Raw genomic sequence first — 23,795 nt, 5'->3', positions numbered from 1 at the left:
TAGTCATGGCTATGCGGCCAATGCTTGTGTGCGAGGCCAGAGCAGCGTCGGGCGATCCGTGGCAGGGACGAAGCCCGCCCAATCGAGAGGAAGCGTCGGGTCAATCTTGTGGACGCGCGACAGAACGGAATTGGCCCAATGGTAGCCAAGCGCGTTCGGGCATATCGTGAAGTTCAGGTCGGGCGCGCATTCGGCGACGCGATCAACGACGCGCGCGGCTTTGAAGTGGGCGTGATGGTCATCGACCGGGATGAACCACTCACCGGCGTCATGGTAGCTACCGAGCAGGGCCAGAAGCTCGCGCGTCGGATAACGCCATTCGCCTTTGATTTTGCGGTCATCGGTCGCCGCGAGCATTTCACGTTCGCGCTCGTCTCCCCGAAAGGTGATGCCGACCATGCGGGCAGCGCATGGGGTTGCGGCGCTGAACGTCTGCAATCGGGTGCGCGGGCTTCCAGACTGGCCAATCTTGATCGGCCCGCCGGGAAGGTCGAGTTGCACAACGTAGCCGAAGCGAAAGCCCTTCATGCCGACGCCCTCGCGTCAGCAACAACCTCGCTGATCGAGGACGCATCAATTTTGCCATCCGTCGCGGCCTCAACCTTGAGGGCCAAGTGCGGCGGCCATTTTCCGCTGCTCTTGATCTGGGAGAGGCGGGCCTTGGAGACGCCGACCGCGGCACTAAGCGCCGTAAGGTTCATGGCGTCAGGGCGAGCTAGGTAATCTTCAAGCGTCATGGATATTCGTTTAGACCATCTAAACGTCAGCCACAAGCATTTTTGTTTAGGCAGGCGAAACGACATTGAGCGCGAAGGCGATTATCCTTGGTGGATGACCGCCCCATTCCACGACTGGTATTTGAAAGAATGGCTTGCCACCCTGCGCAAGAAGCAGGCCGACATCGCGCGCGATCTCGATTGGAACAAGGCGCGGGTGAGCCTCATGCTTCGAGGCGAGCAGCAATACACGCGGGACTCGATCAACGAGCTGGCAGCCTATCTAAACATCCGCCCGCATGAGCTGTTGATGCACCCCGACGACGCTATGGCCCTTCGCCGGCTGCGCGAGGATGCCATCAAGATCGCGTCCGAAGCACCCCGCGACGATGCAACGGAAGTGTCGAGCGGCCAGCGCAAGCGCGCCGGATGACCCCAGACAACCACGAAGAGAACGAACAGCGCCCTGGCTATGAAGGCCACTGGGAAAAAATCTTCAATGAGCACCCGGACATGTCTTCGGATTCACGAAGGATAAGGGCGCTTATTCAGGCCGATCACAATACGCAGCGATCGATTGCCGAGCTTCGCAGAAAGCTGGGGGCGGCCCAGTGGAAAATTCACAGGCTAAGGAACGCCACGACTTCCTTGCTTGGCCCAGTGTTATTAGGCGGCATATGGGCGTTCTTCACTGCCCTTGAGCGTGCCGAAGGGGTGTGGTCAAATCTGTTTGTTTGGGGCGCCGGGGCATTTGGGTTCTACTGGCTACGTGAGATTGGCAAAGAGTTTGATGACGTGACCCGCGATTAGCCTCGCTCAACCTCGCGAGAAACTGCTTTCCTACAATATACCAGTGCCCCACACCCGACGAGCCGAGCGCGTCGGGCAAGCCATTGATTCGCAAGCGCCGATCAATTTTGTTTCGTTGATCTAAACTTTTCTCTTGCGCATTTCGTTTAGTGTGTCTAAACATACTCCATCAGCCGAACACCGGCACCGATGGAGCATCAAGATGTCACACAAGGTTGTCCGCACCGCCACGATGGAAGGTTCTTACGGAACCGAACAGGCGGTCGTCACTGTTCAGACCGCTGGCCGCTGGAAAGGCCGCTTCTTCACTCGCGGCTCGGGCTACGCTGGTCGCGTTGCCTATGCGACCCAAGAGCGCGCTGAGCGCACCGTCGAAACCAACCGGATGTTCCGTGGGTGGGCAGCGTGAGCGCCCGCCCCGACATCGATTGGCTGCTTGGCGCGACCGATGAGACTTTTGGCGTCCAAGTTTGGATCGCCCGTATCGAAAACCTGAAAGCCCATTTCAGCCTCATCCAGAGCTGCCTGCCTAACGATAACGCGTGGCTCATTAATCAGGTCGGTGCCGCGATGGCAGAGGCTGATCGCTACATAGCGAGCGCCATTCCCGCCGACGATAAAGCTGAGGAGTTGGCAGCATGAACGCTCCCATCACCCGCATCACCCCTGAACTGACCAAGGCATACGCAGTCAACCGTGCGGCGATCGACCGTTCGCTGAGCTACGAGCGCGCCCGCCAGTCGGCAGCATCGCTCAGCCATGACGAGCAGATCGCGCTTGCCATCCACCTGATCGACTATCTCGATGGCGTTGACGACGACGCTCGCAATGCCGCGGTTGATGCGATGGGGCAGTTGGCGTGAGCGCCCCGGCATCATGGAGCGCTGGCGTACCTTTCCCCCGCGCGACCTACGAGGGTGGCGGCTGGAGTGATGGCCGCCTCGGGCAGGCCTATGACCTCATTGCTGCGGTGATTGAGGATCGCGGCGAGAAGTCTTTCGGCCACCCGCTGCTGTCGGAAATCGAAGCAATGGACGCGGAAAGGGCGATCGCATGACCGCGCAGCACACCCCCGGGCCGTGGGTCATCGAAGATGGCTGGCTCCAGAACGAGCGCGGCCCCTTCATAGACGGTCAATATCTCAGCGTGTGCATGTCAGCGACGCGGTTGGCCGATGGCAACCTGATCACCGCCGCACCGGACATGAAGGCCGCGCTGGAGCATATTTTGGCCGGCGCTCTGTGGCTTCCCCGGTTCGCCGAGGAGGAGGCCCGCGCAGCCCTCGCAAAGGCTCGCGGAGAGGTCGCATGAACGGCGGCGCCTCACAGTTCGCGCGCGTTCTCGCAACGCTTCCTTACGACACACCTCTTGCTGATCGCTGGCACCAGCTTGGCGAGGATATCGAACAGCATGGTCGTGACATTGATGAAGCTCGTTCCGCCCACCGTTCCGACTGTCTTGCTCGGTATGGGGAAGATATCTTTGGAGACGGGAAGTGACGGGCGCTACCCTAAAGGGTCGGGCTGGCGGGCTTCGCCCTGAGCCTGCTGCGCAGTCTCAGCCAGAGGCGCTCATCCCTAGCGCGGTGCATGTTGCTGCCGCCAAGGTGATTTGCCGTTCGGGCAGGTTCGAGACTGGCCAAGGAACGTGCGCGATGCTGTGCATGGAGTTCCTTGGCGACCCTCGCAGGAACGGCTGCCCGCACGCTCTGAAAATCCACGGGAAGCTTGCTCTCGCCGTTCTGGAGTGCTCTCAATGACTATCCTCGCGCTTGATCATCTGATCTTCGGCAGCGGCCATGGTATGCGGTCGCCCTTCTGGGACAACCGTTTCTACTGGCTTGGCGGGGAGCTTTACACCTTCTCGGCTGGTCTGGGGGCGCAGCTTCACAGCGTTCAGTGGACCCACCCGAAACCGGGCGAGCGCCGCAAGATATGCGGGCAGGAATTCCGCCCGTTCTCCAGCTATCGGCGCTGGGGTCGGGTCATGGTGTCGTGGGCGTGGATGGGGCAGCCGAAAGACATGGGCGAGGCCCAGATTGCGATCCGCGCATTGGGGCAGGCTCTCGGCAATCCGGACGCGTTCTATTGGCCGCCTGCAAAAGCGATGAGCGCTCGGCAGAGCCAAGACCGGAACGGGCTTGGTCCGAAGGACGCCAGCGCGGTCGTCGCAGACGATTTACCCAACACCCCCGACCTTAGCACCCCTCTTTCATCAGGGAGTATTGAACGATGAGCGATCTTCTGCCGTGTCCGTTTTGCGGTGCCCCCGCTGAGCGCTTCACCCTAGGCGAAGGCGAGCCAGACAATGCTGGCGGCGATGTCATCACCTGCACCCGCTGCCAAGCCTCCAGCCATGTTGAGTTCGGCCGCAAGGAGAACCTTGTGGACTGCTGGAATACGCGCGCAACTGCCGTGACTAGCGATCTTCGCGAGGCATTGGAAGGCATCATCCATTTCTCCGACGCGGTTGCCTATCGCGATGACACTCTCTCGGTGTCGCTGCGGCAGTGGATCAACCGCGCGGAAACGCTCCTTTCGGAGCAACCGGCATGACCGCTTACACCGACGCGCTCGAAGCATGGAACCGCCAGTGCCATTCCGACGCCCTGCGCGAGATGCAGATCGTTCCCGCAGAGGAAATGCAGCCTGAGACGATTGTCGGCGTCCACGTCGGCTGGGTCGTTCCGATGGCCTTCCTGCTGGCGATTACGCTTGTGGTGATTTGGGCATGATATGCGCTCAAGCACTCCATACGCGGACGGTAGCGACTTTACCACGACGGGCCAGCCGATCGATTGGCTTGACGAGGGCTATTACAAGGTCCGGCTGCACGGCGGAGGCCCCTGGGTTCCCTGCTACGTCACGCTCGAAGACGGCGACCGCGATCCCGACACTTGGGAATTGCTCAGCGACCAATGGCTTTCGGCCATCTGGCACCCGCGCACCGACTCCCCCGACGCCTTTTCAATCAATCCGCGCCGCTTGTTCAACCGCGCGCGCCGCATAACCCGTGAGGAATATTTATGGCTGATCTCACTCCGAACTATCCCCCGGCTGTCGCTAGCGCCGTGATTGCCGTCATGCGTTCGCTCGGCACGCTCGCCAAGGGCAACGAGAACAAGTTCGACAAATACGATTACGCCAGCATCGACGACTTCATCCACTTTGTGCGCGGGCATTGCATCGCCGCTGGCCTGTTTATCGAGCCGAACGAGGCAGCCGAGGCGAAGCTGGTTGATGTAGCCAAGAAAGACGGCAAGCCGATGGCTATGTGGTGGTCGCGCTTCGCTTTCTATCTCGTCCACGAAAGCGGCGAGCGCGCGGGGCCGATATTCAAGACCGTGATGGTTCAGGCCAACGGCGCGCAAGCTGCCGGGTCAGCGCAGTCATACGCGATGAAGCAATTCATGCGCGGTCAGTTCATGATCCCTACCGGCGACGCCGACGACCCCGACAAGATCAGCGTCGATATCAGCGCGCAAGGTCAATCCGAGACCGATTTGCAGCGACAGGCTGGCCGCATCCGCCGCTCGATCCTGACCGCTCAAGACCTCAATGAGCTGGGGCTGGCATGGTCGGACAACAGCGTCAACATCGACCATATCCGGCGCGTCTCTGACACCGCCTATGACTTCCTCGTCAGTGAGTATGAAAAGCGCAAAACCGTTCTGGAAGCGGACGCATGACCGAGGCAGAAGCCAGCACCGAGAAGCTATGGCGACGCGCCTACAACATGGCGCGCTCCCAGCAACGTCGCGCGCTTTACGCGACCGATCCCGTCTGGCGGCTCACCAAGCTAAAGGACAATTGGGAGCGCCGCGAGCGCAAGCGCCGGGGTCTGGCCTGATGGGCGCGCCGGTCAAACACCTTCGCATGAAGCCGAAATACTCGCCCGTGATGAACGCGGCGGAGAAGCGGCACAAGGCGTGGATCAAGTCGCTGGCCTGCATTGGCTGCGGCGTGGTTGGCCGGTCGGACGCTCACCATACCCTGCTTTCCGTCCCCGGCAAGCGCTGGCGGCGAGATCATGAATACCTGATCCCGGTCTGTCCTGACTGCCACCAAGGCAAGAACGGCATCCACGGGATCGGCAACGAGCTGACATGGTGCGAGCGGAATAACGTGGACATTCGCGCCGCGTCAAACCTTCGCGCCGAGAGCATCGAATTGGGGATTTTGACATGCCTCACCGCATAATCAACAGCCAGGATGATCTTGACGATTTCACTCGTCTCGCGAGCAACCTTGCCAGACCCTTCACAGTCGAATGGCAGTTAGGCCGCGACCGCTCGCTTGACCAGAACCGCCTTCAATTCCTGTGGGCGCGTGAAGCTGCCGAGCAACGCGGCGACATGACCGCCGACGAGGTTCGGTGCGAGTGGAAGCTGATTCACGGGGTTCCGATCCTGCGCGAAGAAAGCGCAGAGTTTCGCGAGATATACGACGCCGCGATCAAGCCCCTGCCATACGACAGGAAGATCAAAGCCATGCGCTTCATCCCGGTCACCAGCGAAATGAAGGTGCCGCAGATGGTCCGGTATCTCGACACGATACAGCGCGAGTGCGCCCAGCAAGGCGTCCGCCTGACCGATCCAGACCCCGACCTGAACACATATCACGCGCGCTACCGCGCCAAGGAAGCCGCCTAGTTTCAACCCCGCCGCGTGCGCGGAAACCCGTCGGCGAGGCACGCAGCCCCCACTCGCCGACGGTAGAAAGATTTGACCATGACGTTTTTATCCATGCTCGGCCTGATGAAGATCGAGGACCACAGCCGGATCAAGCTCAAGAACGACGGCCTCGAAGCCGACAAGCGCCGGCTGAACGCGAAGATCGAGGAACTGACGACGAAGAACGGCAAGCAGGCGGTCGAGATTGCCCGGCTGCTCCCCGACGCCGAAGCCCACCGCGCAAAGAAGGCGAAGGACGCGGCGTATGAAGCGACGCGCGTTCGTCCGTCGCGCGCGAAGTCATCGGCGCAGGCATCCAACGATGCTGCACCCAAGGCGAAGAAGGGGGTGCGGTCGTGAGCGCGCAGCACACTCCGGGGCCTTGGCTGGTGTCAAGCGGAAGCCCGCAGCTCGTCGGTTGCGACGGCTTCTGGATCGCCTCGACCATGGGAATCAAAGGGCCTGAGGGCGAAGCCAATGCCCGCCTTATCGCTGCCGCACCTGAATTGCTTCAAGCTACTGCCGCGTGTTTCGCGCTTCTTGCGACCGACGCTCGATATGATGGCAGCGAATGTTTGGAACTGGCGCGCACCGCCATCGCGAACGCGACGGGAATTCCGTCATGACCCGCGGCCCCCAACCCGGTCACGCCGTCATCAGCGGCGGCAAGTCCTATCACATCACAAGCTCGGGAGATTACGTGCCCTATGATCCGGTGAAGTATCATGCGGGGAGGGAACGCAGCCGGTGGGAGCGAAATGGCGTGCGGGCCGACAAGCGGGAGCAGGTTTTGTGATCCGGGGCGGGCAGGGCCTTGCTCTCGCGACGGCGCTTCTAGTGTTGTCCGGATGCGCGCCGAGCGATGCGCGGGACGTCATCATCACCTATGATCGCAATGTCGAGGCGGTGGCGTTCAAGGAATGCATGGCGGCGCTTCCAGAAGGCCCGACGGCGACCCAATACAACGACTGGGACGAGGTGGTCGATAAGTGCAGGGACTATGCCTACGGGCAGGCGAAGCGTTGCGTCGGCACGGTCGAGGGCTGCGGGTTCTACGGCATGACGCCGGACGCCCCACAATCCCCGGACTCTCCCCATGGATAGCCCCCATCTCCTATCGCTGGCGGGGGAAGGCACGCGCCCTTTTGGTGGCTCACCAAGGACGGGGACTTGTGCGTCCGCGATCACTATCGACGGCATTACAGCTCGCGCAAATCGAAGCGAACGCGAGACCTCGTTATCGGTCCCGGTGACAAAATCGTTCTTCGGACAGCCGAAGGAGACGCTGTTTTCGCTTGGCGGCTTTCCCGATACCGCCGAGACGGACAGCAGGGCGTCGAATGCAGCCTCTTCCGAAACGAAGGCCCGATCCTCTCGTCAGTCCTTATCCGACAGGCTGACGCCATCGCTGATTTCGTCTGGCCTGGTATGCGGCATTACACCTTCGTCGATCCGCAAAGCGTCCAATCAGCCAATCCGGGGGCTTGCTTTCGTCATGCCGGTTGGCGGCGATGTCCCGAAACCACGAAGCGCGGGCTACTTATCTTCGAGCGCTTGCCCGCCTGATGCCCGCGCCTCTCAATCCCACAGTCAGACAGAGAGGGGGGAGGCGTGAGCAAGCGCCCGAAGATCACCAGCGCCTATGCCATCGTGGACGTGATGAAGGGCCGTAAAGCCCTTGCCCGCCACCTCGCCAAGCATGGCCCGGTCCGCGTGACCATCGTTGCGGAACTGACCGAACCCTACGGATCCGACGACGGCACCAGCATCGAATTCAACGCCAACGTCATTTCCATCACACCGGAGACCCCCGCATGACCCATTCTGACAAAGCGCCCACCGCTGAGGCGAACGAAGAGCGCGGCGTGTCCATATTGTCCCTACGGGCAATGCTGGAATATGATCCAACTACTGGGCTTTTCATCTGGCGCGAGCGAGGGGAGGGCCTCATTTCCCACGAGGCATCTCGCCTTGGCTGGAATGGCCGATGGGCTGGCAGCGCGGCATTTTTGACAGCCACGCGTCAAGGATATTTGAGCGGGTCGTTGGCAAGCAGGCGCTTCTTCGCGCACCGCGTGGCGTGGGCAATCCATCACGGCACATGGCCCAATGGCCAGATAGATCACATCAATGGCGACAAGGCCGACAATCGTATCGCGAATCTGAGGGTCGTTGATTCAGTTGAAAACCAGAGGAATGCCAAGCTTCGTTCCACCAACACGTCGGGAGTCATGGGCGTGTCGTGGTCAAGGAGAGATCGACGTTGGAACGCCCGGATAACCATTGCGGGTGTTGGCCGTCACTGTGGCGCATTCGTCAATTATGAAGATGCGGTTGCAGCTCGTCTGGCGGCAGAGAAGAGGGTTGGTTTTCACCCAAATCATGGTCGCATCCACTCAATTAAGGACGCCAACAATGGGAACTGACGATCAAATTGCGATGGCGCGGCGTTGCGCTGCGAAATATTGGCAGACCGGAGACCCCAGTGACGAGGCTGCGGCGCGCTCGATCCTGTCCGGTGAATGGGACGATCAGGCTTACACGCAAGCCGCCCTCGCCGCGATCATCGAGACGCAAGAAGCGGACGCGAAGCTGGCCGAGTGGGCGCACATGGTTCCTCCCGACGGAGGAACGCCGACGCCAGAAGAATGCGCGCTCGCCGAAACTATCGCCACTGCCATCCGCGATGGCCTCCACTACGGAAGGATTTCCCATGACTAAACCGCCCGAACCCGTGGTGACGGGGGAGTTGAAGCCGTGTCCGTTTTGTGGCGGGCCTGCGCAAATCCAGCTCGATCATGGTCGGAACACGATTGGCGTCGGGTGCACGAAATGCACCTGCTGTCTCGTTCCGTCGTGGGGTGGCGACGATGCCGAATATTGGGCCGTCAAAACATGGAACACCCGGACAGCCCACTCCCTCCCCGGAGACGTCGGGACAGGCTGGGTCGTCGGAAACAGCAGCGGGACGAAATGGAGGTGCTGGGGCAGCGTTGGCCCCGACTGGACTGACGACCGCGACAAGGCCACCCGCTATGCTCGCCGGATCGACGCCGAGCGCGTTCACGCCGAGGACGACGATGCTTGGCGGGTTGAACCTTTTGCCACCCTCGCACCTTCGTCACCCCGCCTCAGGGAAGTGTTGGAAGATATCAAGGGATATGCTTTCCATATACCGGGATGCGCGCACTTTCGCCTTGAGAACGGCCCGCATGGACTGCGGCACAGCGTTTGCGACTGCGGATTTGTCGAGACCAGCAACGCCGCCGCCGCTCTCACCCCTTCGGCGCTACCGGAGTGCCCGCACGAAGCATGGGAAGATCGCGGAGGCGCAAATTGCTGTGTCGATTGCGGCATATGGTTCGAGGATGCCACCCCTTCGGCGCTGTCCGGCGATGCGCGAGAGGCGCTAGACTGCGAGGGCCTTGGGGATGCGCTGGGCGTCCTTTCGCACAAGCTGCGTATGTCGGGCTTCCTCGCGACCGAAGATGGACACGCTGCCTACGAAAAGGTCGTGGCGGAATTTCAGGCGCTCTCGTCGAAGAAAGGCCCGCGCCATGGATAAGCAGCAAACGAAGCCCGCAGAACTGGAGCGCCTGCAAGAGTGGGCGCGCGTCGGCTTGGCCCTGCATATCGCAGGCAACGCGGTGATCACCATGCGGTATCCAGAAGTCGCCCTCGCCGCCGCCCTCCCTTCCCATCAAGGAGCCGGTGATGAGTGATATCGTCGAACGTCTCGTTGATCCTCGATACTGCGGGCAAGAGGCCATGCGATCCGAAGCCGCCGAAACCATCGTCGCCCTCCGCGCCGAGGTCGAAGCTGCGAAAGCCGATGCCGCACTGGCGCGACAAGGTTACGCGACCGCATACGCTGAGTTCGACAAGAAATGCCGCACGATCAACCGACTGGGTTGCGAAAAGTCAGCGATGAAAAAGGCGTTGGAGAAGATCGCAGAGAACGACGCAGATGGGCTGCACATGTACACGCCGCAAGCGATGCAGGCCGTTGCGGTCGCCGCCCTCTCAACGACGGAGGCGAAATGACCAACCTCGCACAGCAATGGACAGGGGAGGGGGTATGACCTTTCAGTCGATCGCCTCGAAATTCCGCCGGGCGCTGCGCAACGAAACTGGCGTCAGCTTCACCAACGACCAGCTTCGCCTTATGGCTGAGGCCGGATTTCTCGAACATGCTGCCCGACTGGAGGCTCAAGAACTGTGTCCCGTGAAACATCGCCCTTCGAATTTGGCGGCTTCTGGCTCGACAAGAGGCGAGATGGCGCGTCCCCCCATATCTGGCAAATTGCCCGCTACGATGGATCCACTATCCTTTATCGCAGCACTCGGAAGCGCGAACTAGAGGATGCGAAAGCGATCCTCATTGCTCACGCCGCCAAAGCGCAGGCCAAGGGCAAGCAGGACACCGACACGGCCATGGTTGCCCCGCTGCTGCACCTCTATTGGGAGGAGCACGGCAAAGGCGTCATTCGCCCCGGCCAGATTGCCAGCTCGATCCGCCAGTTCATCGGCTTCATGCTGCAAGACGAGATCGGCGCCATGGCAACCGTGAGCCAGTTGACCCCGCAGACGCTCAAGCGCTTCCGCGAATGGCGGATGGGGCCGCACGAATATGCGGTGCCGTGGGATGGCGAGGTCATCAGCCACAAGTCGAAAGGCGTGAAGGGCGAGAGCGTCCAGCGCAACATCGACGATATCCGAGCGGCGATGCACCACCATGAGAATGAGAACCGCATCACGGCGCCGCGGATTCAGTCGGTGCCGGATGAACTGCGAAGCCAGCCGCGCGACCTGCTGCTTGATCTGCAACAACTTGGCGCGATGATCGGCTTTGCGCGAATGCTGCCAGACAAGGATCTATACCGCTTCATCCTGCTGATGATGGCGACGTGCGCGCGGTCCGAGGTGGCGGCGCTGTTCGATCCTGGCACCCAATATAGCCCCAAGACGGGCATCATCGACCTGCACCCTGCGAACCGGCTGCGCTCGCACAAGCGCAATACGCTGGTCCCGGCGATCGATCCGTTCAAGGTCGTTCTCGACGAGTGGGTGGCCGCAGGAGCGACGCCGGCGAAGTCGCGCAAGAAGACATGGAACACGATGCGCGCCGCGCTTGATCTGCCCGAAGAGATACTGCCGACGACGATCCGGCACACGGTCGCGACCATGCTTCGCAACGATCCCAAGACGCCGACAAACCTGATTGACGAGTTCATGGGGCATGTCGATCTGGACCCGACGACGCTGCGCTATGCGAAGCTCAGCACAAAATATCTCGCCGAAATAAAACCGGGGCTGGCCAAAATCTGGAAAGGCGCTATGCGGGAGGCTGACCGATGGGCCTCTGACCATTCTCTGACCATCCCGCAGCGCGGCGTTAAACTTTCTGTTGTGACGCGAGGCAGGAAATGCTAGGAAATGTAGGCAGGGAACCCAATTCGGGGGCGCTTAGCTCAGTTGGTAGAGCATCTCGTTTACACCGAGAGGGTCGGCGGTTCGAGCCCGTCAGCGCCCACCACCGGGAAGCTGCCACGCGGCGGTGACAATGCCGTCACCAGCCTTGGCCTCTTCCGTCAGATTTGCCACAACGCCGTCGGGAGCCAAGGCCTGTTGCAGCGTCGTCGCGCCTGCGCCGCTGAGGCTGATTGGCAATGGGCCGCGCCGCGCCGCCCAGCGTAGCAGCTGGTAATTGGCGGTTGAGCTCTCAGCAATCTTGCCGTCGGCAATTGTCACCGATGGCAGCGGCAGCGTCGGCGGAACAAGTTCGATCGCCCAGCCGGGCCGGGCGGCGCGCATCCGCTCCTCAAGGGCGCGATAGGCGCCGAGACCGGCGTCGGGCAGGCGCACCGCGCGCACCGTTGCGCGCTTCTTTTCATTGTCGACCGTCACGGCTTTCGCATCGACCCCGGCGAGCAGGGCAAGGTCGCGGCTGATGTCGGCATTGTCGCGCTCGGCGCGCGCGGCGACGTCACGCAACCGCGCCATGTCGTTGCGTGCTGCGGCGAGGTCGACCGCCGAGCCGATCAGATATTGGTCGAGCGTCACCTGCGCGTCGCGCTTCAACCGGCGTTCGAGCGCCGCCTCGACCTTGGAATCGGCGCCGGGTTGGGCGGAGCGGGTCAGGATGGCGGCTTGGACGATCACCGGGGTTGCAGTCGCATCGACGTTGAGGTCGGTGATGCGGGCGGAGGCGGGGAAGACGTCGCCGACGGCGGCGCGCGCCTGCGCCTGCACGGTCGCTTCCCACGCGATCTGGCGCAGCGATATGCCAAGTGGAATCGCCAGCAACAGGAAGGAGACGACGATCATCAGCGTCTGCCGCCGCGTCTGGTCGGGCGAGAGGCTGGCCGAAAAACCGTAAGCGCGCGCTACGATCGCCGCTGACAGCGCGATCGTCATGAAGTTGGTGAAGAACAGCATCAGCGCGCCGCCGAAGATGCTCCATTGCCCGGTCGCAAGTCCGAAGCCGACGACCGCGAGCGGCGGCATCAGCGCGGTGGCGATGGCGACGCCGATGATCGTGCCCTCGCGCCCGCGTACCACGGCATAGGCCCCGGCGAGCGCCGAGAAGAGCGCGACGCCCAAGTCGAAGAGCGTCGGCTGGGTGCGCGCGGCAATCTCGCTTGTCACGGCCTGGATCGGCGAGATGGTGACCACGATGACGACGAGCAACAGCGCCAGCAGTACCCCGCCGAGCAGGGTGCGCACGCTTTCCTTCATCCACGCAAAGTCGCCAGTCGCGATGGCAAAGCCCAGCGCCATGATTGGCCCCATCAGCGGTGCGATCAACATCGCGCCGATGATCACCGCGACGCTGTTCTGGAGCAGGCCGAGGATAGCGATCCCCGCCGCCATGCTCGACATGAAGGCGAAACGCGGCGACCAGGCGCCGTCGGGACGGATTTTGGCGATCACTGCGGCCTGATCGATGTTCGCGACCTCTTCGGCCCAGGTTTCGCGGAAATGCACGATACGGCGTAGCAGCGTCCAGCGCCAGTGCCGCGCTGTTCCGGCGACGGTGGCGGGTTGTATGTTTTCGCTTGGTGTCGATGGCATCGGGCCGGTTCCTGTCATCGTGAAATGTGCTTGCGCGATCAGCGCAGCGTCTGTTCCAACGTCTCCACCGCGTTCTTGGCTTCGGCGAGCCGCATTCCGGTGAGGTCGCGCATCCGCTTGATCGCCTCGATCTTGCGGCCGCGGCGAATCAGGTCAAGAAGTTCGGTGTCTTCGATAGTTTCGCTGTTGATGTGGACGCGCGTCCACGACGCGTCAGCCTGCGTCTGGCCCGGTGGGCGTATGGCCGATGGCGGGGCGATGCGCGGGGGACCGGTGAGGTCGCGCGCTTCGCCGCCACGGCGCCGCGCCAGCATCAGGCCGGCACCGCAAAGAAAGCCGAGGGCGAAGAGAAGAAGTCCGCTCATCGCCCTCGTTTAGCATCAGGCCGCGAGTTTGCGCAGCACGTAATGCAGGATGCCGCCGTTCATATAATATTCGACTTCGTTCGCGGTATCGATGCGGCAAAGCGTCTCGAAGCTGAAGGTCGAACCATCGGCGCGGGTGACATTCACTGTGACCGACTGGCGCGGTTTCAGGTCCGCGACGCCGGTGATGGTGAAGGTGTCGTCACCGGTCAGGCCCAGCGTTTCGCGGGTCTGGCCATCGACGAACTGCAACGGCAGCACGCCCATGCCGACGAGGTTCGAACGGTGGATACGCTCGAAGCTTTCGACGATGACGGTACGGACGCCGAGCAGGTTGGTGCCCTTTGCCGCCCAGTCGCGCGACGATCCGGTGCCATATTCCTTGCCCGCGATGACGACGAGCGGGGTACCGTCGGCCTTGTGACGCATCGCGGCGTCATAGATCGGCATGACGTCGGCGCCATAGCGCGACATGCCGCCCTCGATGCCGGGGACCATTTCATTCTTGATGCGGATATTGGCGAAGGTGCCGCGCATCATGACGTCGTGGTGGCCACGGCGCGCGCCATAGCTGTTGAAGTCGGCCTTGTTGACCTGATGCTCCATCAGCCACTTGCCAGCGGGCGAGTCGGCCTTGATCGAGCCGGCGGGCGAGATGTGATCGGTGGTGATCGAATCGCCGAGGATCGCGAGCGGCTTGGCGTCGATGATGTCCTTCACCGGCGCCGGGGTCATGCTCATGCCCTCGAAATAGGGCGGGTTGGCGACATAGGTCGAACCGGCGCGCCACTGGTAAGTGTCCGAACCTTCGACCTCAATCTTCTGCCAATGTTCGTCGCCGCGATAGACATGCTCGTAGCGCGCCTCGAACATGTCGCGATCGATGCACGCTGCCATCGTGTCGGCGACTTCCTGGTTGGTCGGCCAGATGTCCTTGAGGAACACGTCCTTGCCCTGCTGGTCCTGCCCGATCGGGGTGGTGGTGAAATCTTCGGTGACGGTGCCCTTGAGCGCATAGGCGACGACGAGCGGCGGCGAGGCGAGGAAGTTGGCGCGCACGTCGGGCGACACGCGGCCTTCGAAGTTGCGATTGCCCGAGATGACCGAGGCAGCGACGATGTCATTGCCGTTGATCGCTTCCGAAATCGGTCCGGCGAGCGGGCCCGAGTTGCCGATGCAGGTGGTGCAGCCATAGCCAACGAGGTTGAAGCCGACCGCGTCGAGATCGGCGGTGAGGCCGGCGCGATCGAAATAGTCGGTGACGACCTGCGACCCCGGGGCCAGCGATGTCTTGACCCACGGCTTGGGCTTCAGGCCCAGGGCGTTGGCCTTGCGTGCGACGAGGCCCGCAGCGACCATGACGCCGGGGTTCGAGGTGTTGGTGCAGCTGGTGATCGCGGCGATCACGACGTCACCGTCGCCGATGTCATGGCTGGCGCCTTCGACCGCGACGCGCTTGATGCCGTCATGCTTGTAGACGCTGGCGAGATCGGCGTTGAACACATCGTCGACTTCGGTGAGGATAACCTTGTCCTGCGGGCGCTTGGGGCCCGCGAGCGACGGGACGACGGTGCTCATGTCGAGGGTTAGCGTGTCGGTGAACACGGGGTCGGCCATATCTTCGGTCAGCCACAGGCCCTGCGCTTTCGCATAGGCTTCGACCAGCGCGATATTTTCCGCGGTACGACCGGTCAGGCGCATATAGTCGAGCGTCTTGTCGTCGATGCCGAAGAAGCCGCAGGTCGCGCCATATTCGGGTGCCATATTGGCGAGCGTCGCGCGATCGGCGAGCGACAGCGACGACAGGCCGGGGCCGAAATATTCGACGAAGCGGCCGACGACGCCCTTGGCGCGCAGCATCTGGGTCGCGGTGAGCACGAGGTCGGTCGCGGTGACGCCTTCGTTGAGCTTGCCGGTGAGCTTGAAGCCGACGACTTCGGGGATGAGCATCGAGACGGGCTGACCCAGCATCGCGGCTTCAGCCTCGATCCCGCCGACGCCCCAACCGAGCACGCCCAGGCCGTTGATCATCGTCGTGTGGCTGTCGGTGCCGACGCAGGTGTCGGGATAGGCGACCGTGGTGCCGTCGGCGTCATTGCTCGACCACACTGCCTGCGCGATATGTTCGAGGTTCACCTGATGGCAGATGCCGGTGCCCGGGGGGACCGCCTTGAAATTGTCGAGGCTCTTCGATCCCCATTTCAGGAAGTCGTAGCGCTCGCCATTGCGATAATATTCGATTTCGACGTTCTGTTCGAACGCCTTGGGGTGACCGAATTCGTCGACCATGACCGAGTGGTCGATGACGAGGTGGACGGGAACCAGCGGGTTGATCTTCGACGTGTCACCGCCAAGCGTTGCAATCGCATCGCGCATTGCGGCGAGGTCGACGACGCAGGGAACGCCGGTGAAATCCTGAAGCAGCACGCGCGCCGGGCGATACTGGATTTCGCGGTTTGAATGGGGATCCTTCTGCCAGTCGACCAGCGCCTGGACGTCATCGGTCGACACGGTGAAACCGCCATCCTCGAAGCGCAGCAGATTTTCGAGCAGCACCTTCATCGAGAAGGGAAGCCGCGATACGTCGCCGAGCTTTGCCGCCGCCTTGTCGAGCGAATAATAGGCGTATGTCTTGCCGCCGACGTCGAGCGTCGAGCGGGTACCGAGCGTGTCGTTACCGGTGGTCGTCATAGGATTGCAGTCCCCATGTTGGCGCGGCGGGGAATGACCGTCCGGTGCCCGGCCAGGAGAGCGGGGCCAACGGGAGTCGCACGCGCGGTGATTGTTGGCGCCGCCTTACGCTCAGGTCATGGAAATGCAAGGGGCTGGGGGCGGGCTTTCGGCTACAGTCGAGGCAATCCGTCCATGATCGCGGTGAGCGCGAGCGCATTTTCGCGTTCCATCGCGCTGTGTCCCGCGTTGGTGATCACATAGGTCGCGGGTTCGGCCCCCACGCCGCGCAGCGCGGCGACGAGGCGCGATGCCTGAGTCAGCGGGCACACCTCGTCGAAACGACCGTGGACGATGTGGATCTGGATCGCGGCGAGGATATGGGCATTGTCGAGAAAATGGCCGGGCTCGAGAAACAGGCTGTTCGCAAAATAATGCGCCTCGATCTGCGCGAAGCAGAGCGCGAAATCGGCGTCGCCGAATTTTCCGGTCGCGGCGGATTCGGGGATCATGTTGGAGATGGTGCCCTCCCACAACGACCAGGTAAGCGCGGCGGCCTGCTGGCGTTCGCGTTCGGCGTCGTTCGCCGGAACCATATCAAAGATCGCCTTGTACGACGCCATCACATCGCCGCGCTCGGCCGGGGTGAGGACCGCGAGCAGCGCGCGCCATTCGTCGGGATAATGGATATAGGCGCCGGGCGCGGTGAGGGCAAAAGGCGCCTCTTCGAAGGTCGCGGCATTGCCCTGATAGAGATAGTGGAGATCCTCCGGCGCGCCGAGGAAAATGCCGCGCAGGATCAGGCTGGCGCAGTGCCGCGGACAGGCGATGGCATAGGCCATGGCAAGCGTGCTGCCCCAGCTGCCGCCGAAGACATGCATCGGGCCGTCGATGGCGAGCGCGTCGCGAAGTTTGTTGATGTCGCCGATCAGGTCGGCGGTGGTGTTGTGGCGGAGCGCGACTGCGGGCCCTGCCGCTGCGACATTGGGTTCGCTCTTGCCGCAGCCGCGCTGGTCGAACAGGATGATGCGGTAGCGTGCGGGATCGAAGAAACGCGCCATTTCGGGCGAACAGGCGCCGCCGGGGCCCCCGTGAAGGACCATGACAGGCTCGCCATCGGGCGCGCCATATTCCTCCCAATAGATGCGGTGCGCCGGGTCGGCATCGACGGTGAGATGGCCGCTGCGAAGCGGCTTCGCGGCGGGATAGACCCAGTCATCGCCGATCTTGCTCGTGTGCTGCAGGCGCGAGAAATCCATGGTGCATTTGCTCCGGTTGCGGTCCGCCCTATGGTCGGGCGGGCGGTCGGTCGATGCTCAGCAGTTCGACGGTGAACAAAAGCGTCGCATGGCCTGGAATCGGCCCACGGCCGGCCGGGCCATAGGCCAGCTGATAGGGAATGGCGAATTCGAACTTGTCTCCGACGCCCATCAGCGTCACGCCTTCCTGCCACCCCTTGATCACGCGATTGAGCGGAAAGGTTGCGGGCTCGCCGCGCCGGACCGAACTGTCGAATTCGCTACCGTCGACAAAGGTGCCGACATAATGAACGGTGACCGGATCGGTCGGGCCGGGACGGGCGCCGCTGCCGTCCCCGGCGATCTGGCGCCAGCGCAGTCCGCTGGCGGTCGTCCTCCAGCCGGCGCCGCCATGGCGTTCGGCGAGCGCCGCCATCTGGCGGTTGAGCCACGCGGTTCCCTGTGTCGAACTGACTTCCTGCGTGACGGGCTGTTCGGTGGCGGTGGCGTCTGCGCCGACCAATGCAAGCCCTGCGACAGCAAGGGATAGGCATGTCAATGAAGTTGCGCGCACAATGTCTCCTGTAAATGCTGCTTATATATTTATATCAAGACGTTGCCGAACCGAACAGGCAAGATTTTATTCGTTTCCATCACCCTGCGATGATTACCGCAGCAAGATGATTTCAGCCGACGACGGCATTCGCCTTGCTTTTTGATGCTCGGTGGACCGGGCAGGAATCGTTGGCATGCGTACAAAATCCGCAATCTTCCCGCCAATATTCTTTTCCTGAATATTCGGGCTCAAACCGTTCGGAGCCTTGCCTCCGCGATCAATGGACGGGGCGATTCGGCCAGCGGACCCGTTCGCATCGCGCTTTGGGATCGACGCTTTTGACTGCCAGCGCCCGGCGTAATGCGGGGAGTGCCGTCACCGCCTCGCGAAGCGCGTTGATGTCGATCTTGCCGCGCGCCAGCTCCCTGTCTCCGCCCAGCCGGTCCGACGGGCGGATCAGCGTCCAGTCGAGCGCATCATAGCCGTCGGCATAAGCGAGCAGATCGCCGAGCGGCAGTTCGCCATGGCCATTCTTCATGTCATGTGCGCCATAGGGAAAGACTTGGGTCGAGAGCGCGGTGCTTCCGATGATGCCGTGAGGCTTGACGGGGAACGGCCGCTGCATCTGGATCCACGCCACGTCGGGAAGGTCGGTATCCAGCCCAATTCGAAGCTCCACGTCGATCGCGCGGGGTTCTACCACGGGCTGGCTTGCCGGTTCCCAAATATAGGAAAGTTCGACGTCGAGTGGGCGCGCGGGGCGCGAAGGATCATTGCCTTTGGGAGTCCAGCGCATGAAATCGCCCGCATCGCGCTCGCCCTCTTCGGTGAACAGCCGGGTCAGCGTGACGGTGCCGCCGGTCAGGTCGCGTGTCACCTCGCAGCGATAGCGCGAGATCAACCTATCTTCGGCGCCTGCGGGAACGGACGACAGCAACGCAAGCCATGCGAGGGAGAGATGGAATCGCATTCGGCTCGATCTCCGGTCAGCGCAGGTCGCCGGTCAGATACCAGCAGTCCTTTTTATGTTCGAAAATATAGGCGCCGGCGGCGGCATCCCGATCGGCACCCTCAACCCCGGCGAAGGGCAGGCCGCCCTGCCAATCGACGCGATATTGCTTTTCGCCAAGACGTGTGAGCGTGACCTTGCGAAATTCATCATTCGTCGCTGCGGCGGGGTTCCTGCGACTGAAGCGGTAATCGCTCGATGTGATCCGGAATTGGCCCAGATAGTCCTGGCGATCGACCCAATGGGCGGAGCCCTCGGGATCGGCGAGCTTGCCGACCTTCACCATATAATTGGTCCAGACCACCTGTTCCAGCCAGCCGCCTGAGTCGGTCGAGCTGACGTACCAGGTGAGAAATTCCTCGAAATCATCGATGCCGCAGCCCGACTGGCGCACCCGGTCGATCTCGTCGAGCGGGGTGAATTTGGTCTCGGTCGTCGTTTCGGGAGCATCGGCGGCGGCGAGGGCGGGGGGCATCAACGGCGGGGCGACGGTCATTGCCACAAGGGCTGCGGTCGCGAGCAATTTTTGCACCATAGTCTCCAGTCATTTTTGGCGATCGATCGCCGTGGATCGGTCAGGTCGAGCTCGGCCATAGCTCGGCGTCGGACGGGGGGACCGTGACGGGTATCACAGGGTGCGGAATATTGTGACAGCCAATGATATGCTTTTCCATGAGATTTTGGTGTCAGGCGCTGGCGATCCGGATCACCGTGGGCGTGAAGGTGCGGACGCAGTCGCGCCCGGTTCGCTTGGCATCGTAAAGCGCCTGATCGGCCTGTTGCATTAATTGTGACAGCGTGGCGCCGGGGGTGCCGACGCTGATGCCGATGCAGGTCGAAGGGCGAAGCGCGGCCGGGATGCGATCGGCGCAGGCGGCGAGGAGCCCGCTGCGGATCGTTTCGGCGAGCTGGCGCCCGGCCTCGATGCTCGCCCCGGGGACGAGGATGGCAAATTCCTCGCCGCCAATGCGGCCAGCAATCATCTCTGCCGGACCGACCGCGCGGACGTGCGTGCCAAAGGCGGTGATGATCGCGTCGCCGACCGCGTGGCCATAAGTGTCGTTGATTGCCTTGAAATGGTCGAAGTCGGCGATCAGCAGCGCGGCGGGAGCTTCTTCGGCGGCGCAGCGGCGCAGCGCGGCACCGGCTTCCGCCTCGAACCCGCGGCGATTGAGCAGGCCCGACAATGTGTCGCCAGCCGCCTGCAGGCGCAGTTCGGCGACCATGTCGATCGCGATCGCGACCATCAGGCTGATCGCTGCCGCAACCGATACCATCGCCTGGCTGAACTGGACGGTTGTCCAGTAAACCGACTGCTGGAAGCCGTCATAATTGTCGAAGCCGCCGCCGAGCGTCAGAATGGCGATCGGGCGGACAGTCAGATTGATCGCGGCCAGCACCGCAACCCAGAACAAGACCCTGTCGATCAGATGGGGTTTTTCGATCGGCCACAGCGCGCGAACAACCATCAGCGCGATCGCGCCCGCACCGACGCTGATTGCATAGATGCGTGCTGCTATGCTCGGTTGGCCAAGCAGGAACCACAGGAAAACGGCGAGCGACACGGACATTGCGACCATCATTTCCCGCCACGGGACGGGCAGGCCATAGCGTTTGATGATCGCGGCGGCGAACAAAGCGCCGGTGAGCAGGAAGCAGAGATTCGCGGGCAGCCGCTGCAATTCCATCGGCAGCACGGGCGCCATGTCCTGGATCAGGAAAGCGAGGGCCGTCGCGACATAGGCGCTGGCGGCATAAGCGATATAGGCTTCGCGGCGATTCAGCCACATGAGGAAGAAGGTGACGGCGAACAACAGGCCAATGGCCGGGTTGAGCAAAGAGATGAAAAACTGTCCGGTCAATGCGGCTTCCTGCAATCCCCGCCGCCATCGTAATGCGGCACGAATAACAAGAGGTTACTTTATTTTGAGGTCGAGGGGGAGTCTCTGACGATCCACTCAGGCGGTGCCGCGGGCAACCAGCCGCACCGGAATGCGCGTACCGCTGCGCGTATGTTCGTCATCCTCCAGCGCCATCGCAACCAGCGCTTCACCCGCAGCATCGAGATCGGGCTCCAGCGTCGTCAGCGCGGGGTCGGCAAGGGTGCCGGCGCGTATGCCGTCAAAACCGATCAGCGCGACATCTTCGGGTACGCGGCATCCGGCGTCTTTCAGGCCCTGGAGAACACCCAGTGCGAGCATGTCGCTGGCGGCAAAGATCGCGTCGGTTTCGGGGTGGCGTGCCAGCAGGTCGCGGACCGCGGCGACGCCCTGCGCGTGGCGATCGGCCGCCGACGGTGGCTCCGCGACGATCGGGGTCAGGCCGTGCGCGGCCAATGCGGCGACGAAGCCGTCGCGGCGTTCGTCGAACTGTCGTTGCGGCGATTGCTGCGGCCCTACGAAGGCGATGTGGCGGCGGCCCTGCGCGACGAAATATTCGCCCGCCATCTGGCCCCCGGCATCATTTTCGCTGCGCATCCAGTGAAAGGGGCTGCCCGGACTGCCCCAACAGACGAAGTCGAGGCCCGACGCCTGCGCGTCGGCGAAATATTGCCAGGCCGACCGGTTGCTGGTCGTCCCGATGACGATCATCGCGTCGGCGAGTCCCGAAGCCACGAAATCGGCGCGGAAATTGTCGGAGCTTTCCTGGAAGGAAACAAGCAGATTGAAGCCGCGGGCCGAGGTCGCGGCGGCGATGCTGCCGAGCAGCGCAAAGTAAAAAGGGTTGATCGCGCTACGGTCTTCGCCGGGGCGACAGATGGTGACGAGCGCGATCGTCTCGCTGCTTTTCAGGCGCAGCGAAGAAGCGTGACGGTCGACGACATAGCCCATCTCGCGTGCGGCGGCGGACACGCGCGCGCGCGTTTCGGCGTTGACCCCCGGGCTGCCGCGCAGCGCGCGCGACACGGTCGATTGCGACACGCCGGCGCGCTCGGCGACGTCGAACGATGTCGGGCGCAGTTGCTTGCCGGTCACATTCATTCCCCTTGTTGCGCTGTCTCTTGCGCCGGGGGGGCGGCTTGTCAATCTGGCGGGGGCGCCGCGCCGTCGCGATCAGCCCATCGGATGGCGATCGCGAGGCCATGGTCGGTGATGCTGCGGTCCCAGCTACCCTTCAACTGGCGCTCGATCAGCGTGCGGATGAAAAGCGTGCCGAAGCTGTCCTGATCGATCTGCGGCGTTTCGGGAAGGCTGGTTTCGATCCACGACAGGATGACGTTGCCGTCTTCGCGGCGCCACCCGACCGAAAGATCGCCGTGGCAGGCGAGCGCGCCATATTTGACGCTGTTTGTGACGAGCTCATGCACTGTCAATGCGAGCGCCTGCGCGCCTTCTTCATTGAGACGGACTGCAGGCCCGTTCACCCCGGCCAGTTGATCGGACGACCAGCCCGCGAGCCCCAGTTCGCGGTGAATGATCTGGCGAAGGTCGACAGTGTCGACTGCGCCGGTGACGATCATTTGCTTCGCGTCGGACAATGCGCGCAACCGGCCGTCGAACTTCACCTCGAAATCGTCGAAGTCCGATGATTCGCGTAGTGTGATGCGTGCAAGTGCGCCGATGCGGGCGAACGCATTTTTCATCCGGTGGGCCATCTCGCCGATCATCAGCTCGCGATCCTCGGCATGGCGGGCCCTTTCCTCGGCCAGCGCCTGAAAAGCGCCGATCCGACGGCGCTGGACGCGGTGCAACTGGGTCGCCAGCAGCGCGAGCGCGGCACCGAACAGGAAGATGCCAAGCGGGCGTCCGAACCGTTCGAGGAAGCGGCCATAGGAAATGCGCATCGTCCATTGATGATCGGCGACCCGAAGCCGCTGCTCGTGCGCGTCCCAGCCAAGCTTGCCGTGCCGGAACACCAGCGGCGCCGACGGGCCGTCTCCGGCATAGATTTCCAGCCCTTCAATCGCGTCGAGTTGCGACCCGAGCAGGGCGGTCATCAGGTCGTGGGTGCGAAACGGGGCGTAGACGAACGCCTCGATCGGCCGGGTATTGGCGGCGGTCGCAACCGCAGCGGCGTCCGGTCGCTCACCGGCTGGAGCGAGGGTTGGTGCGGACGGGCTGGCGTAGACAGGGACGTAGATGAGGAAGCCGGGCTGTTTGTTGCGGAGCCCCTTCTCCTGGACGAGTTGGACGATCCCGCTGGCCGCCGGTCGGCCGGTCTGCCAGGCCCGGCGCATGGCCTCGCGCCGGACGGGCTCGCTGTACATGTCATAGCCCAGCGCATAGTTGCGGCGCGGGGTGTGGGGTTCGACGAGGATGATCGGGAAGCCGATCGGCTGGTCGGTTATCGGCCAGACGGCAACGTTCCTGCCATAATTGGCTCGCAACCGTGCTTCGGCGGCGGCGGGGTTTCCCTGCCGCATCGCGAGGGCAATCCCGACGCCTTCCATCCCGGGCGTATGGATTTGCGGCTGAAGCGCCGCCAGATAGGCGCGGATGCCCGGGCCGGAGGAATTCGGAGCCGACTGATAGAGCGCCCGCACGCCTTCGAGGACCGCAATATGGTCGCGTAGCCGGACATTGGCCTGAAGCGCGACCCGGCTCGCCTGATCGGCTTCCGCAGCCTTGTTGTAGAAGAAGCTTGCCAATGCGGCCGCAATCGCCGCGAACAGAATGACCAGCCCGACGAAGCGGACCAGCAGGGCCATTAGCCGATCTGCCCAAAGGGAACGCATTGCCTGTTTT

General features: G+C 62.7%; 38 protein-coding genes and 1 tRNA gene. 27 read left to right on the top strand and 12 right to left on the bottom strand.

What is annotated here, in order from left to right:
- Positions 1-9 precede the first annotated feature (9 nt).
- Positions 10-528 (bottom strand): hypothetical protein, encoded by a 519-nt coding sequence (locus CDQ91_RS10320; protein ID WP_088472613.1) that lies wholly within the window; start codon positions 526-528, stop codon positions 10-12.
- Positions 525-737: a hypothetical protein gene (locus CDQ91_RS10315; RefSeq protein WP_088472612.1), complete on the bottom strand. Its 213-nt coding sequence runs from the start codon at positions 735-737 to the stop codon at positions 525-527. The genes CDQ91_RS10320 and CDQ91_RS10315 overlap by 4 nt, the downstream gene beginning before the upstream one ends.
- On the opposite strand from CDQ91_RS10315, the gene CDQ91_RS10310 reads away from it, so the two are divergent.
- The 27 genes from CDQ91_RS10310 to CDQ91_RS10185 all read left to right on the top strand — a co-directional run bounded on the left by CDQ91_RS10310 (position 736) and on the right by CDQ91_RS10185 (position 11,734).
- Positions 736-1,149: a helix-turn-helix domain-containing protein gene (locus tag CDQ91_RS10310; RefSeq protein WP_144036745.1), complete on the top strand. Its 414-nt coding sequence runs from the start codon at positions 736-738 to the stop codon at positions 1,147-1,149. The two genes, CDQ91_RS10315 and CDQ91_RS10310, sit on opposite strands and share 2 nt — an antisense overlap.
- Complete coding sequence (locus CDQ91_RS10305) at positions 1,146-1,526, top strand: hypothetical protein (protein ID WP_088472610.1); 381 nt, start codon at positions 1,146-1,148, stop codon at positions 1,524-1,526. The genes CDQ91_RS10310 and CDQ91_RS10305 overlap by 4 nt, the downstream gene beginning before the upstream one ends.
- A 202-nt stretch (positions 1,527-1,728) precedes the next feature.
- Positions 1,729-1,935 (top strand): hypothetical protein, encoded by a 207-nt coding sequence (locus CDQ91_RS10300; RefSeq protein WP_088472609.1) that lies wholly within the window; start codon positions 1,729-1,731, stop codon positions 1,933-1,935.
- Positions 1,932-2,168 carry a hypothetical protein gene (locus CDQ91_RS10295; protein WP_144036744.1) on the top strand — a complete coding sequence of 79 codons (237 nt, stop codon included), beginning with the start codon at positions 1,932-1,934 and terminating at the stop codon, positions 2,166-2,168. Before CDQ91_RS10300 ends, CDQ91_RS10295 begins: the two co-directional genes overlap by 4 nt.
- Positions 2,165-2,389, top strand: a complete 225-nt coding sequence (locus tag CDQ91_RS10290) for a hypothetical protein (protein WP_088472607.1) — start codon at positions 2,165-2,167, stop codon at positions 2,387-2,389. The genes CDQ91_RS10295 and CDQ91_RS10290 overlap by 4 nt, the downstream gene beginning before the upstream one ends.
- The gene (locus CDQ91_RS10285; protein WP_088472606.1) at positions 2,386-2,583 is read left to right on the top strand and encodes a hypothetical protein; all 198 of its coding nucleotides are present in this window, start codon (positions 2,386-2,388) and stop codon (positions 2,581-2,583) included. The genes CDQ91_RS10290 and CDQ91_RS10285 overlap by 4 nt, the downstream gene beginning before the upstream one ends.
- The gene (locus tag CDQ91_RS10280) at positions 2,580-2,837 is read left to right on the top strand and encodes a hypothetical protein (RefSeq protein ID WP_088472605.1); all 258 of its coding nucleotides are present in this window, start codon (positions 2,580-2,582) and stop codon (positions 2,835-2,837) included. The genes CDQ91_RS10285 and CDQ91_RS10280 overlap by 4 nt, the downstream gene beginning before the upstream one ends.
- The gene (locus tag CDQ91_RS10275; RefSeq protein WP_088472604.1) at positions 2,834-3,025 is read left to right on the top strand and encodes a hypothetical protein; all 192 of its coding nucleotides are present in this window, start codon (positions 2,834-2,836) and stop codon (positions 3,023-3,025) included. Before CDQ91_RS10280 ends, CDQ91_RS10275 begins: the two co-directional genes overlap by 4 nt.
- A gap of 256 nt (positions 3,026-3,281) precedes the next feature.
- Positions 3,282-3,761, top strand: a complete 480-nt coding sequence (locus CDQ91_RS10265; RefSeq protein ID WP_088472602.1) for a hypothetical protein — start codon at positions 3,282-3,284, stop codon at positions 3,759-3,761.
- Positions 3,758-4,081 carry a Lar family restriction alleviation protein gene (locus tag CDQ91_RS10260; RefSeq protein ID WP_088472601.1) on the top strand — a complete coding sequence of 108 codons (324 nt, stop codon included), beginning with the start codon at positions 3,758-3,760 and terminating at the stop codon, positions 4,079-4,081. Before CDQ91_RS10265 ends, CDQ91_RS10260 begins: the two co-directional genes overlap by 4 nt.
- Complete coding sequence (locus CDQ91_RS10255; RefSeq protein WP_088472600.1) at positions 4,078-4,260, top strand: hypothetical protein; 183 nt, start codon at positions 4,078-4,080, stop codon at positions 4,258-4,260. Before CDQ91_RS10260 ends, CDQ91_RS10255 begins: the two co-directional genes overlap by 4 nt.
- Before the next feature lies 1 nt (position 4,261).
- Positions 4,262-4,600: a hypothetical protein gene (locus tag CDQ91_RS10250; RefSeq protein ID WP_088472599.1), complete on the top strand. Its 339-nt coding sequence runs from the start codon at positions 4,262-4,264 to the stop codon at positions 4,598-4,600.
- Entirely contained in the window at positions 4,552-5,214 is a 663-nt protein-coding gene (locus tag CDQ91_RS10245) for an ERF family protein (protein ID WP_088472598.1), read from the top strand. The genes CDQ91_RS10250 and CDQ91_RS10245 overlap by 49 nt, the downstream gene beginning before the upstream one ends.
- Positions 5,211-5,375: a hypothetical protein gene (locus tag CDQ91_RS21275; RefSeq protein WP_158213657.1), complete on the top strand. Its 165-nt coding sequence runs from the start codon at positions 5,211-5,213 to the stop codon at positions 5,373-5,375. Before CDQ91_RS10245 ends, CDQ91_RS21275 begins: the two co-directional genes overlap by 4 nt.
- Positions 5,375-5,725, top strand: coding sequence for a hypothetical protein (locus CDQ91_RS10240; protein ID WP_088472597.1), 351 nt, complete (start codon positions 5,375-5,377; stop codon positions 5,723-5,725). Before CDQ91_RS21275 ends, CDQ91_RS10240 begins: the two co-directional genes overlap by 1 nt.
- Positions 5,710-6,177 (top strand): NinB/YbcN family protein, encoded by a 468-nt coding sequence (locus CDQ91_RS10235; protein WP_088472596.1) that lies wholly within the window; start codon positions 5,710-5,712, stop codon positions 6,175-6,177. The genes CDQ91_RS10240 and CDQ91_RS10235 overlap by 16 nt, the downstream gene beginning before the upstream one ends.
- A 78-nt stretch (positions 6,178-6,255) precedes the next feature.
- On the top strand, positions 6,256-6,558 hold the full coding sequence (locus tag CDQ91_RS10230; protein WP_144036743.1) for a hypothetical protein: 303 nt from the start codon (positions 6,256-6,258) through the stop codon (positions 6,556-6,558).
- A gap of 262 nt (positions 6,559-6,820) precedes the next feature.
- Positions 6,821-6,994, top strand: a complete 174-nt coding sequence (locus CDQ91_RS21270; protein WP_158213656.1) for a hypothetical protein — start codon at positions 6,821-6,823, stop codon at positions 6,992-6,994.
- Positions 6,991-7,302, top strand: coding sequence for a hypothetical protein (locus tag CDQ91_RS10220; RefSeq protein ID WP_088472593.1), 312 nt, complete (start codon positions 6,991-6,993; stop codon positions 7,300-7,302). The genes CDQ91_RS21270 and CDQ91_RS10220 overlap by 4 nt, the downstream gene beginning before the upstream one ends.
- Positions 7,303-7,809: 507 nt before the next feature.
- The gene (locus CDQ91_RS10215; protein WP_088472592.1) at positions 7,810-8,016 is read left to right on the top strand and encodes a hypothetical protein; all 207 of its coding nucleotides are present in this window, start codon (positions 7,810-7,812) and stop codon (positions 8,014-8,016) included.
- Positions 8,013-8,624, top strand: a complete 612-nt coding sequence (locus CDQ91_RS10210) for an HNH endonuclease signature motif containing protein (protein ID WP_088472591.1) — start codon at positions 8,013-8,015, stop codon at positions 8,622-8,624. Before CDQ91_RS10215 ends, CDQ91_RS10210 begins: the two co-directional genes overlap by 4 nt.
- Entirely contained in the window at positions 8,614-8,919 is a 306-nt protein-coding gene (locus CDQ91_RS10205) for a hypothetical protein (RefSeq protein ID WP_088472590.1), read from the top strand. Before CDQ91_RS10210 ends, CDQ91_RS10205 begins: the two co-directional genes overlap by 11 nt.
- The gene (locus CDQ91_RS21015) at positions 8,912-9,763 is read left to right on the top strand and encodes a Lar family restriction alleviation protein (protein ID WP_158213655.1); all 852 of its coding nucleotides are present in this window, start codon (positions 8,912-8,914) and stop codon (positions 9,761-9,763) included. Before CDQ91_RS10205 ends, CDQ91_RS21015 begins: the two co-directional genes overlap by 8 nt.
- Positions 9,756-9,920, top strand: coding sequence for a hypothetical protein (locus CDQ91_RS21265; protein WP_158213654.1), 165 nt, complete (start codon positions 9,756-9,758; stop codon positions 9,918-9,920). The genes CDQ91_RS21015 and CDQ91_RS21265 overlap by 8 nt, the downstream gene beginning before the upstream one ends.
- On the top strand, positions 9,913-10,242 hold the full coding sequence (locus CDQ91_RS10195) for a hypothetical protein (protein WP_144036741.1): 330 nt from the start codon (positions 9,913-9,915) through the stop codon (positions 10,240-10,242). The genes CDQ91_RS21265 and CDQ91_RS10195 overlap by 8 nt, the downstream gene beginning before the upstream one ends.
- 174 nt (positions 10,243-10,416) lie before the next feature.
- Positions 10,417-11,631 (top strand): site-specific integrase, encoded by a 1,215-nt coding sequence (locus tag CDQ91_RS10190; protein WP_088472587.1) that lies wholly within the window; start codon positions 10,417-10,419, stop codon positions 11,629-11,631.
- Positions 11,632-11,658: 27 nt separating this feature from the next.
- A tRNA-Val gene (locus CDQ91_RS10185) sits at positions 11,659-11,734 on the top strand.
- Here CDQ91_RS10185 and CDQ91_RS10180 read toward each other — a convergent pair.
- The 10 genes from CDQ91_RS10180 to CDQ91_RS10135 all read right to left on the bottom strand — a co-directional run bounded on the left by CDQ91_RS10180 (position 11,722) and on the right by CDQ91_RS10135 (position 23,758).
- Complete coding sequence (locus CDQ91_RS10180; protein WP_158213653.1) at positions 11,722-13,272, bottom strand: DUF389 domain-containing protein; 1,551 nt, start codon at positions 13,270-13,272, stop codon at positions 11,722-11,724. The two genes, CDQ91_RS10185 and CDQ91_RS10180, sit on opposite strands and share 13 nt — an antisense overlap.
- Before the next feature lie 38 nt (positions 13,273-13,310).
- Complete coding sequence (locus CDQ91_RS10175; RefSeq protein ID WP_088472585.1) at positions 13,311-13,637, bottom strand: ribosomal protein L7/L12; 327 nt, start codon at positions 13,635-13,637, stop codon at positions 13,311-13,313.
- 15 nt (positions 13,638-13,652) lie between these two features.
- Positions 13,653-16,328, bottom strand: a complete 2,676-nt coding sequence (gene acnA / locus CDQ91_RS10170) for an aconitate hydratase AcnA (protein WP_088472584.1) — start codon at positions 16,326-16,328, stop codon at positions 13,653-13,655.
- 152 nt (positions 16,329-16,480) lie between these two features.
- The gene (pip, locus tag CDQ91_RS10165; protein ID WP_088472583.1) at positions 16,481-17,566 is read right to left on the bottom strand and encodes a prolyl aminopeptidase; all 1,086 of its coding nucleotides are present in this window, start codon (positions 17,564-17,566) and stop codon (positions 16,481-16,483) included.
- Between the two features lie 28 nt (positions 17,567-17,594).
- Positions 17,595-18,068: an FKBP-type peptidyl-prolyl cis-trans isomerase gene (locus CDQ91_RS10160; protein ID WP_237245924.1), complete on the bottom strand. Its 474-nt coding sequence runs from the start codon at positions 18,066-18,068 to the stop codon at positions 17,595-17,597.
- A 310-nt stretch (positions 18,069-18,378) separates the two neighbouring features.
- A complete protein-coding gene (locus CDQ91_RS10155; protein ID WP_088472582.1) occupies positions 18,379-19,071 on the bottom strand; it encodes a hypothetical protein in 693 nt (230 codons plus the stop codon).
- Positions 19,072-19,087: 16 nt separating this feature from the next.
- Positions 19,088-19,645 (bottom strand): hypothetical protein, encoded by a 558-nt coding sequence (locus CDQ91_RS10150; protein WP_088472581.1) that lies wholly within the window; start codon positions 19,643-19,645, stop codon positions 19,088-19,090.
- Positions 19,646-19,796: 151 nt separating this feature from the next.
- Positions 19,797-20,972 carry a GGDEF domain-containing protein gene (locus CDQ91_RS10145; RefSeq protein WP_144036740.1) on the bottom strand — a complete coding sequence of 392 codons (1,176 nt, stop codon included), beginning with the start codon at positions 20,970-20,972 and terminating at the stop codon, positions 19,797-19,799.
- Positions 20,973-21,068: 96 nt separating this feature from the next.
- Complete coding sequence (locus CDQ91_RS10140) at positions 21,069-22,091, bottom strand: LacI family DNA-binding transcriptional regulator (RefSeq protein WP_237245923.1); 1,023 nt, start codon at positions 22,089-22,091, stop codon at positions 21,069-21,071.
- 41 nt (positions 22,092-22,132) lie between these two features.
- Positions 22,133-23,758 (bottom strand): CHASE domain-containing protein, encoded by a 1,626-nt coding sequence (locus CDQ91_RS10135; RefSeq protein ID WP_237245922.1) that lies wholly within the window; start codon positions 23,756-23,758, stop codon positions 22,133-22,135.
- Between the last annotated feature and the right edge of the window lie 37 nt (positions 23,759-23,795).

Source organism: Sphingopyxis witflariensis, assembly GCF_002205635.1.
GTDB classification, from domain to species: Bacteria; Pseudomonadota; Alphaproteobacteria; order Sphingomonadales; family Sphingomonadaceae; genus Sphingopyxis; species Sphingopyxis witflariensis.
Note: the sequence above shows the minus strand (reverse complement) of the source record. Positions and strands in the feature narration are given on the sequence as shown.

Coding starts and splice junctions, on each gene's coding strand:
- CDQ91_RS10320 (WP_088472613.1), bottom strand. CDS start 528: ATGAAGGGCTTTCGCTTCGGCTACGTTGTGCAACTCGACCTTCCCGGC.
- CDQ91_RS10310 (WP_144036745.1), top strand. CDS start 736: ATGGATATTCGTTTAGACCATCTAAACGTCAGCCACAAGCATTTTTGT.
- CDQ91_RS10315 (WP_088472612.1), bottom strand. CDS start 737: ATGACGCTTGAAGATTACCTAGCTCGCCCTGACGCCATGAACCTTACG.
- CDQ91_RS10305 (WP_088472610.1), top strand. CDS start 1,146: ATGACCCCAGACAACCACGAAGAGAACGAACAGCGCCCTGGCTATGAA.
- CDQ91_RS10300 (WP_088472609.1), top strand. CDS start 1,729: ATGTCACACAAGGTTGTCCGCACCGCCACGATGGAAGGTTCTTACGGA.
- CDQ91_RS10290 (WP_088472607.1), top strand. CDS start 2,165: ATGAACGCTCCCATCACCCGCATCACCCCTGAACTGACCAAGGCATAC.
- CDQ91_RS10280 (WP_088472605.1), top strand. CDS start 2,580: ATGACCGCGCAGCACACCCCCGGGCCGTGGGTCATCGAAGATGGCTGG.
- CDQ91_RS10275 (WP_088472604.1), top strand. CDS start 2,834: ATGAACGGCGGCGCCTCACAGTTCGCGCGCGTTCTCGCAACGCTTCCT.
- CDQ91_RS10265 (WP_088472602.1), top strand. CDS start 3,282: ATGACTATCCTCGCGCTTGATCATCTGATCTTCGGCAGCGGCCATGGT.
- CDQ91_RS10260 (WP_088472601.1), top strand. CDS start 3,758: ATGAGCGATCTTCTGCCGTGTCCGTTTTGCGGTGCCCCCGCTGAGCGC.
- CDQ91_RS10255 (WP_088472600.1), top strand. CDS start 4,078: ATGACCGCTTACACCGACGCGCTCGAAGCATGGAACCGCCAGTGCCAT.
- CDQ91_RS10250 (WP_088472599.1), top strand. CDS start 4,262: ATGCGCTCAAGCACTCCATACGCGGACGGTAGCGACTTTACCACGACG.
- CDQ91_RS10245 (WP_088472598.1), top strand. CDS start 4,552: ATGGCTGATCTCACTCCGAACTATCCCCCGGCTGTCGCTAGCGCCGTG.
- CDQ91_RS21275 (WP_158213657.1), top strand. CDS start 5,211: ATGACCGAGGCAGAAGCCAGCACCGAGAAGCTATGGCGACGCGCCTAC.
- CDQ91_RS10240 (WP_088472597.1), top strand. CDS start 5,375: ATGGGCGCGCCGGTCAAACACCTTCGCATGAAGCCGAAATACTCGCCC.
- CDQ91_RS10235 (WP_088472596.1), top strand. CDS start 5,710: ATGCCTCACCGCATAATCAACAGCCAGGATGATCTTGACGATTTCACT.
- CDQ91_RS10230 (WP_144036743.1), top strand. CDS start 6,256: ATGACGTTTTTATCCATGCTCGGCCTGATGAAGATCGAGGACCACAGC.
- CDQ91_RS21270 (WP_158213656.1), top strand. CDS start 6,821: ATGACCCGCGGCCCCCAACCCGGTCACGCCGTCATCAGCGGCGGCAAG.
- CDQ91_RS10210 (WP_088472591.1), top strand. CDS start 8,013: ATGACCCATTCTGACAAAGCGCCCACCGCTGAGGCGAACGAAGAGCGC.
- CDQ91_RS10205 (WP_088472590.1), top strand. CDS start 8,614: ATGGGAACTGACGATCAAATTGCGATGGCGCGGCGTTGCGCTGCGAAA.
- CDQ91_RS21015 (WP_158213655.1), top strand. CDS start 8,912: ATGACTAAACCGCCCGAACCCGTGGTGACGGGGGAGTTGAAGCCGTGT.
- CDQ91_RS21265 (WP_158213654.1), top strand. CDS start 9,756: ATGGATAAGCAGCAAACGAAGCCCGCAGAACTGGAGCGCCTGCAAGAG.
- CDQ91_RS10195 (WP_144036741.1), top strand. CDS start 9,913: ATGAGTGATATCGTCGAACGTCTCGTTGATCCTCGATACTGCGGGCAA.
- CDQ91_RS10180 (WP_158213653.1), bottom strand. CDS start 13,272: ATGCCATCGACACCAAGCGAAAACATACAACCCGCCACCGTCGCCGGA.
- CDQ91_RS10175 (WP_088472585.1), bottom strand. CDS start 13,637: ATGAGCGGACTTCTTCTCTTCGCCCTCGGCTTTCTTTGCGGTGCCGGC.
- acnA (WP_088472584.1), bottom strand. CDS start 16,328: ATGACGACCACCGGTAACGACACGCTCGGTACCCGCTCGACGCTCGAC.
- pip (WP_088472583.1), bottom strand. CDS start 17,566: ATGGATTTCTCGCGCCTGCAGCACACGAGCAAGATCGGCGATGACTGG.
- CDQ91_RS10155 (WP_088472582.1), bottom strand. CDS start 19,071: ATGCGATTCCATCTCTCCCTCGCATGGCTTGCGTTGCTGTCGTCCGTT.
- CDQ91_RS10150 (WP_088472581.1), bottom strand. CDS start 19,645: ATGGTGCAAAAATTGCTCGCGACCGCAGCCCTTGTGGCAATGACCGTC.
- CDQ91_RS10140 (WP_237245923.1), bottom strand. CDS start 22,091: ATGAATGTGACCGGCAAGCAACTGCGCCCGACATCGTTCGACGTCGCC.
- CDQ91_RS10135 (WP_237245922.1), bottom strand. CDS start 23,758: ATGGCCCTGCTGGTCCGCTTCGTCGGGCTGGTCATTCTGTTCGCGGCG.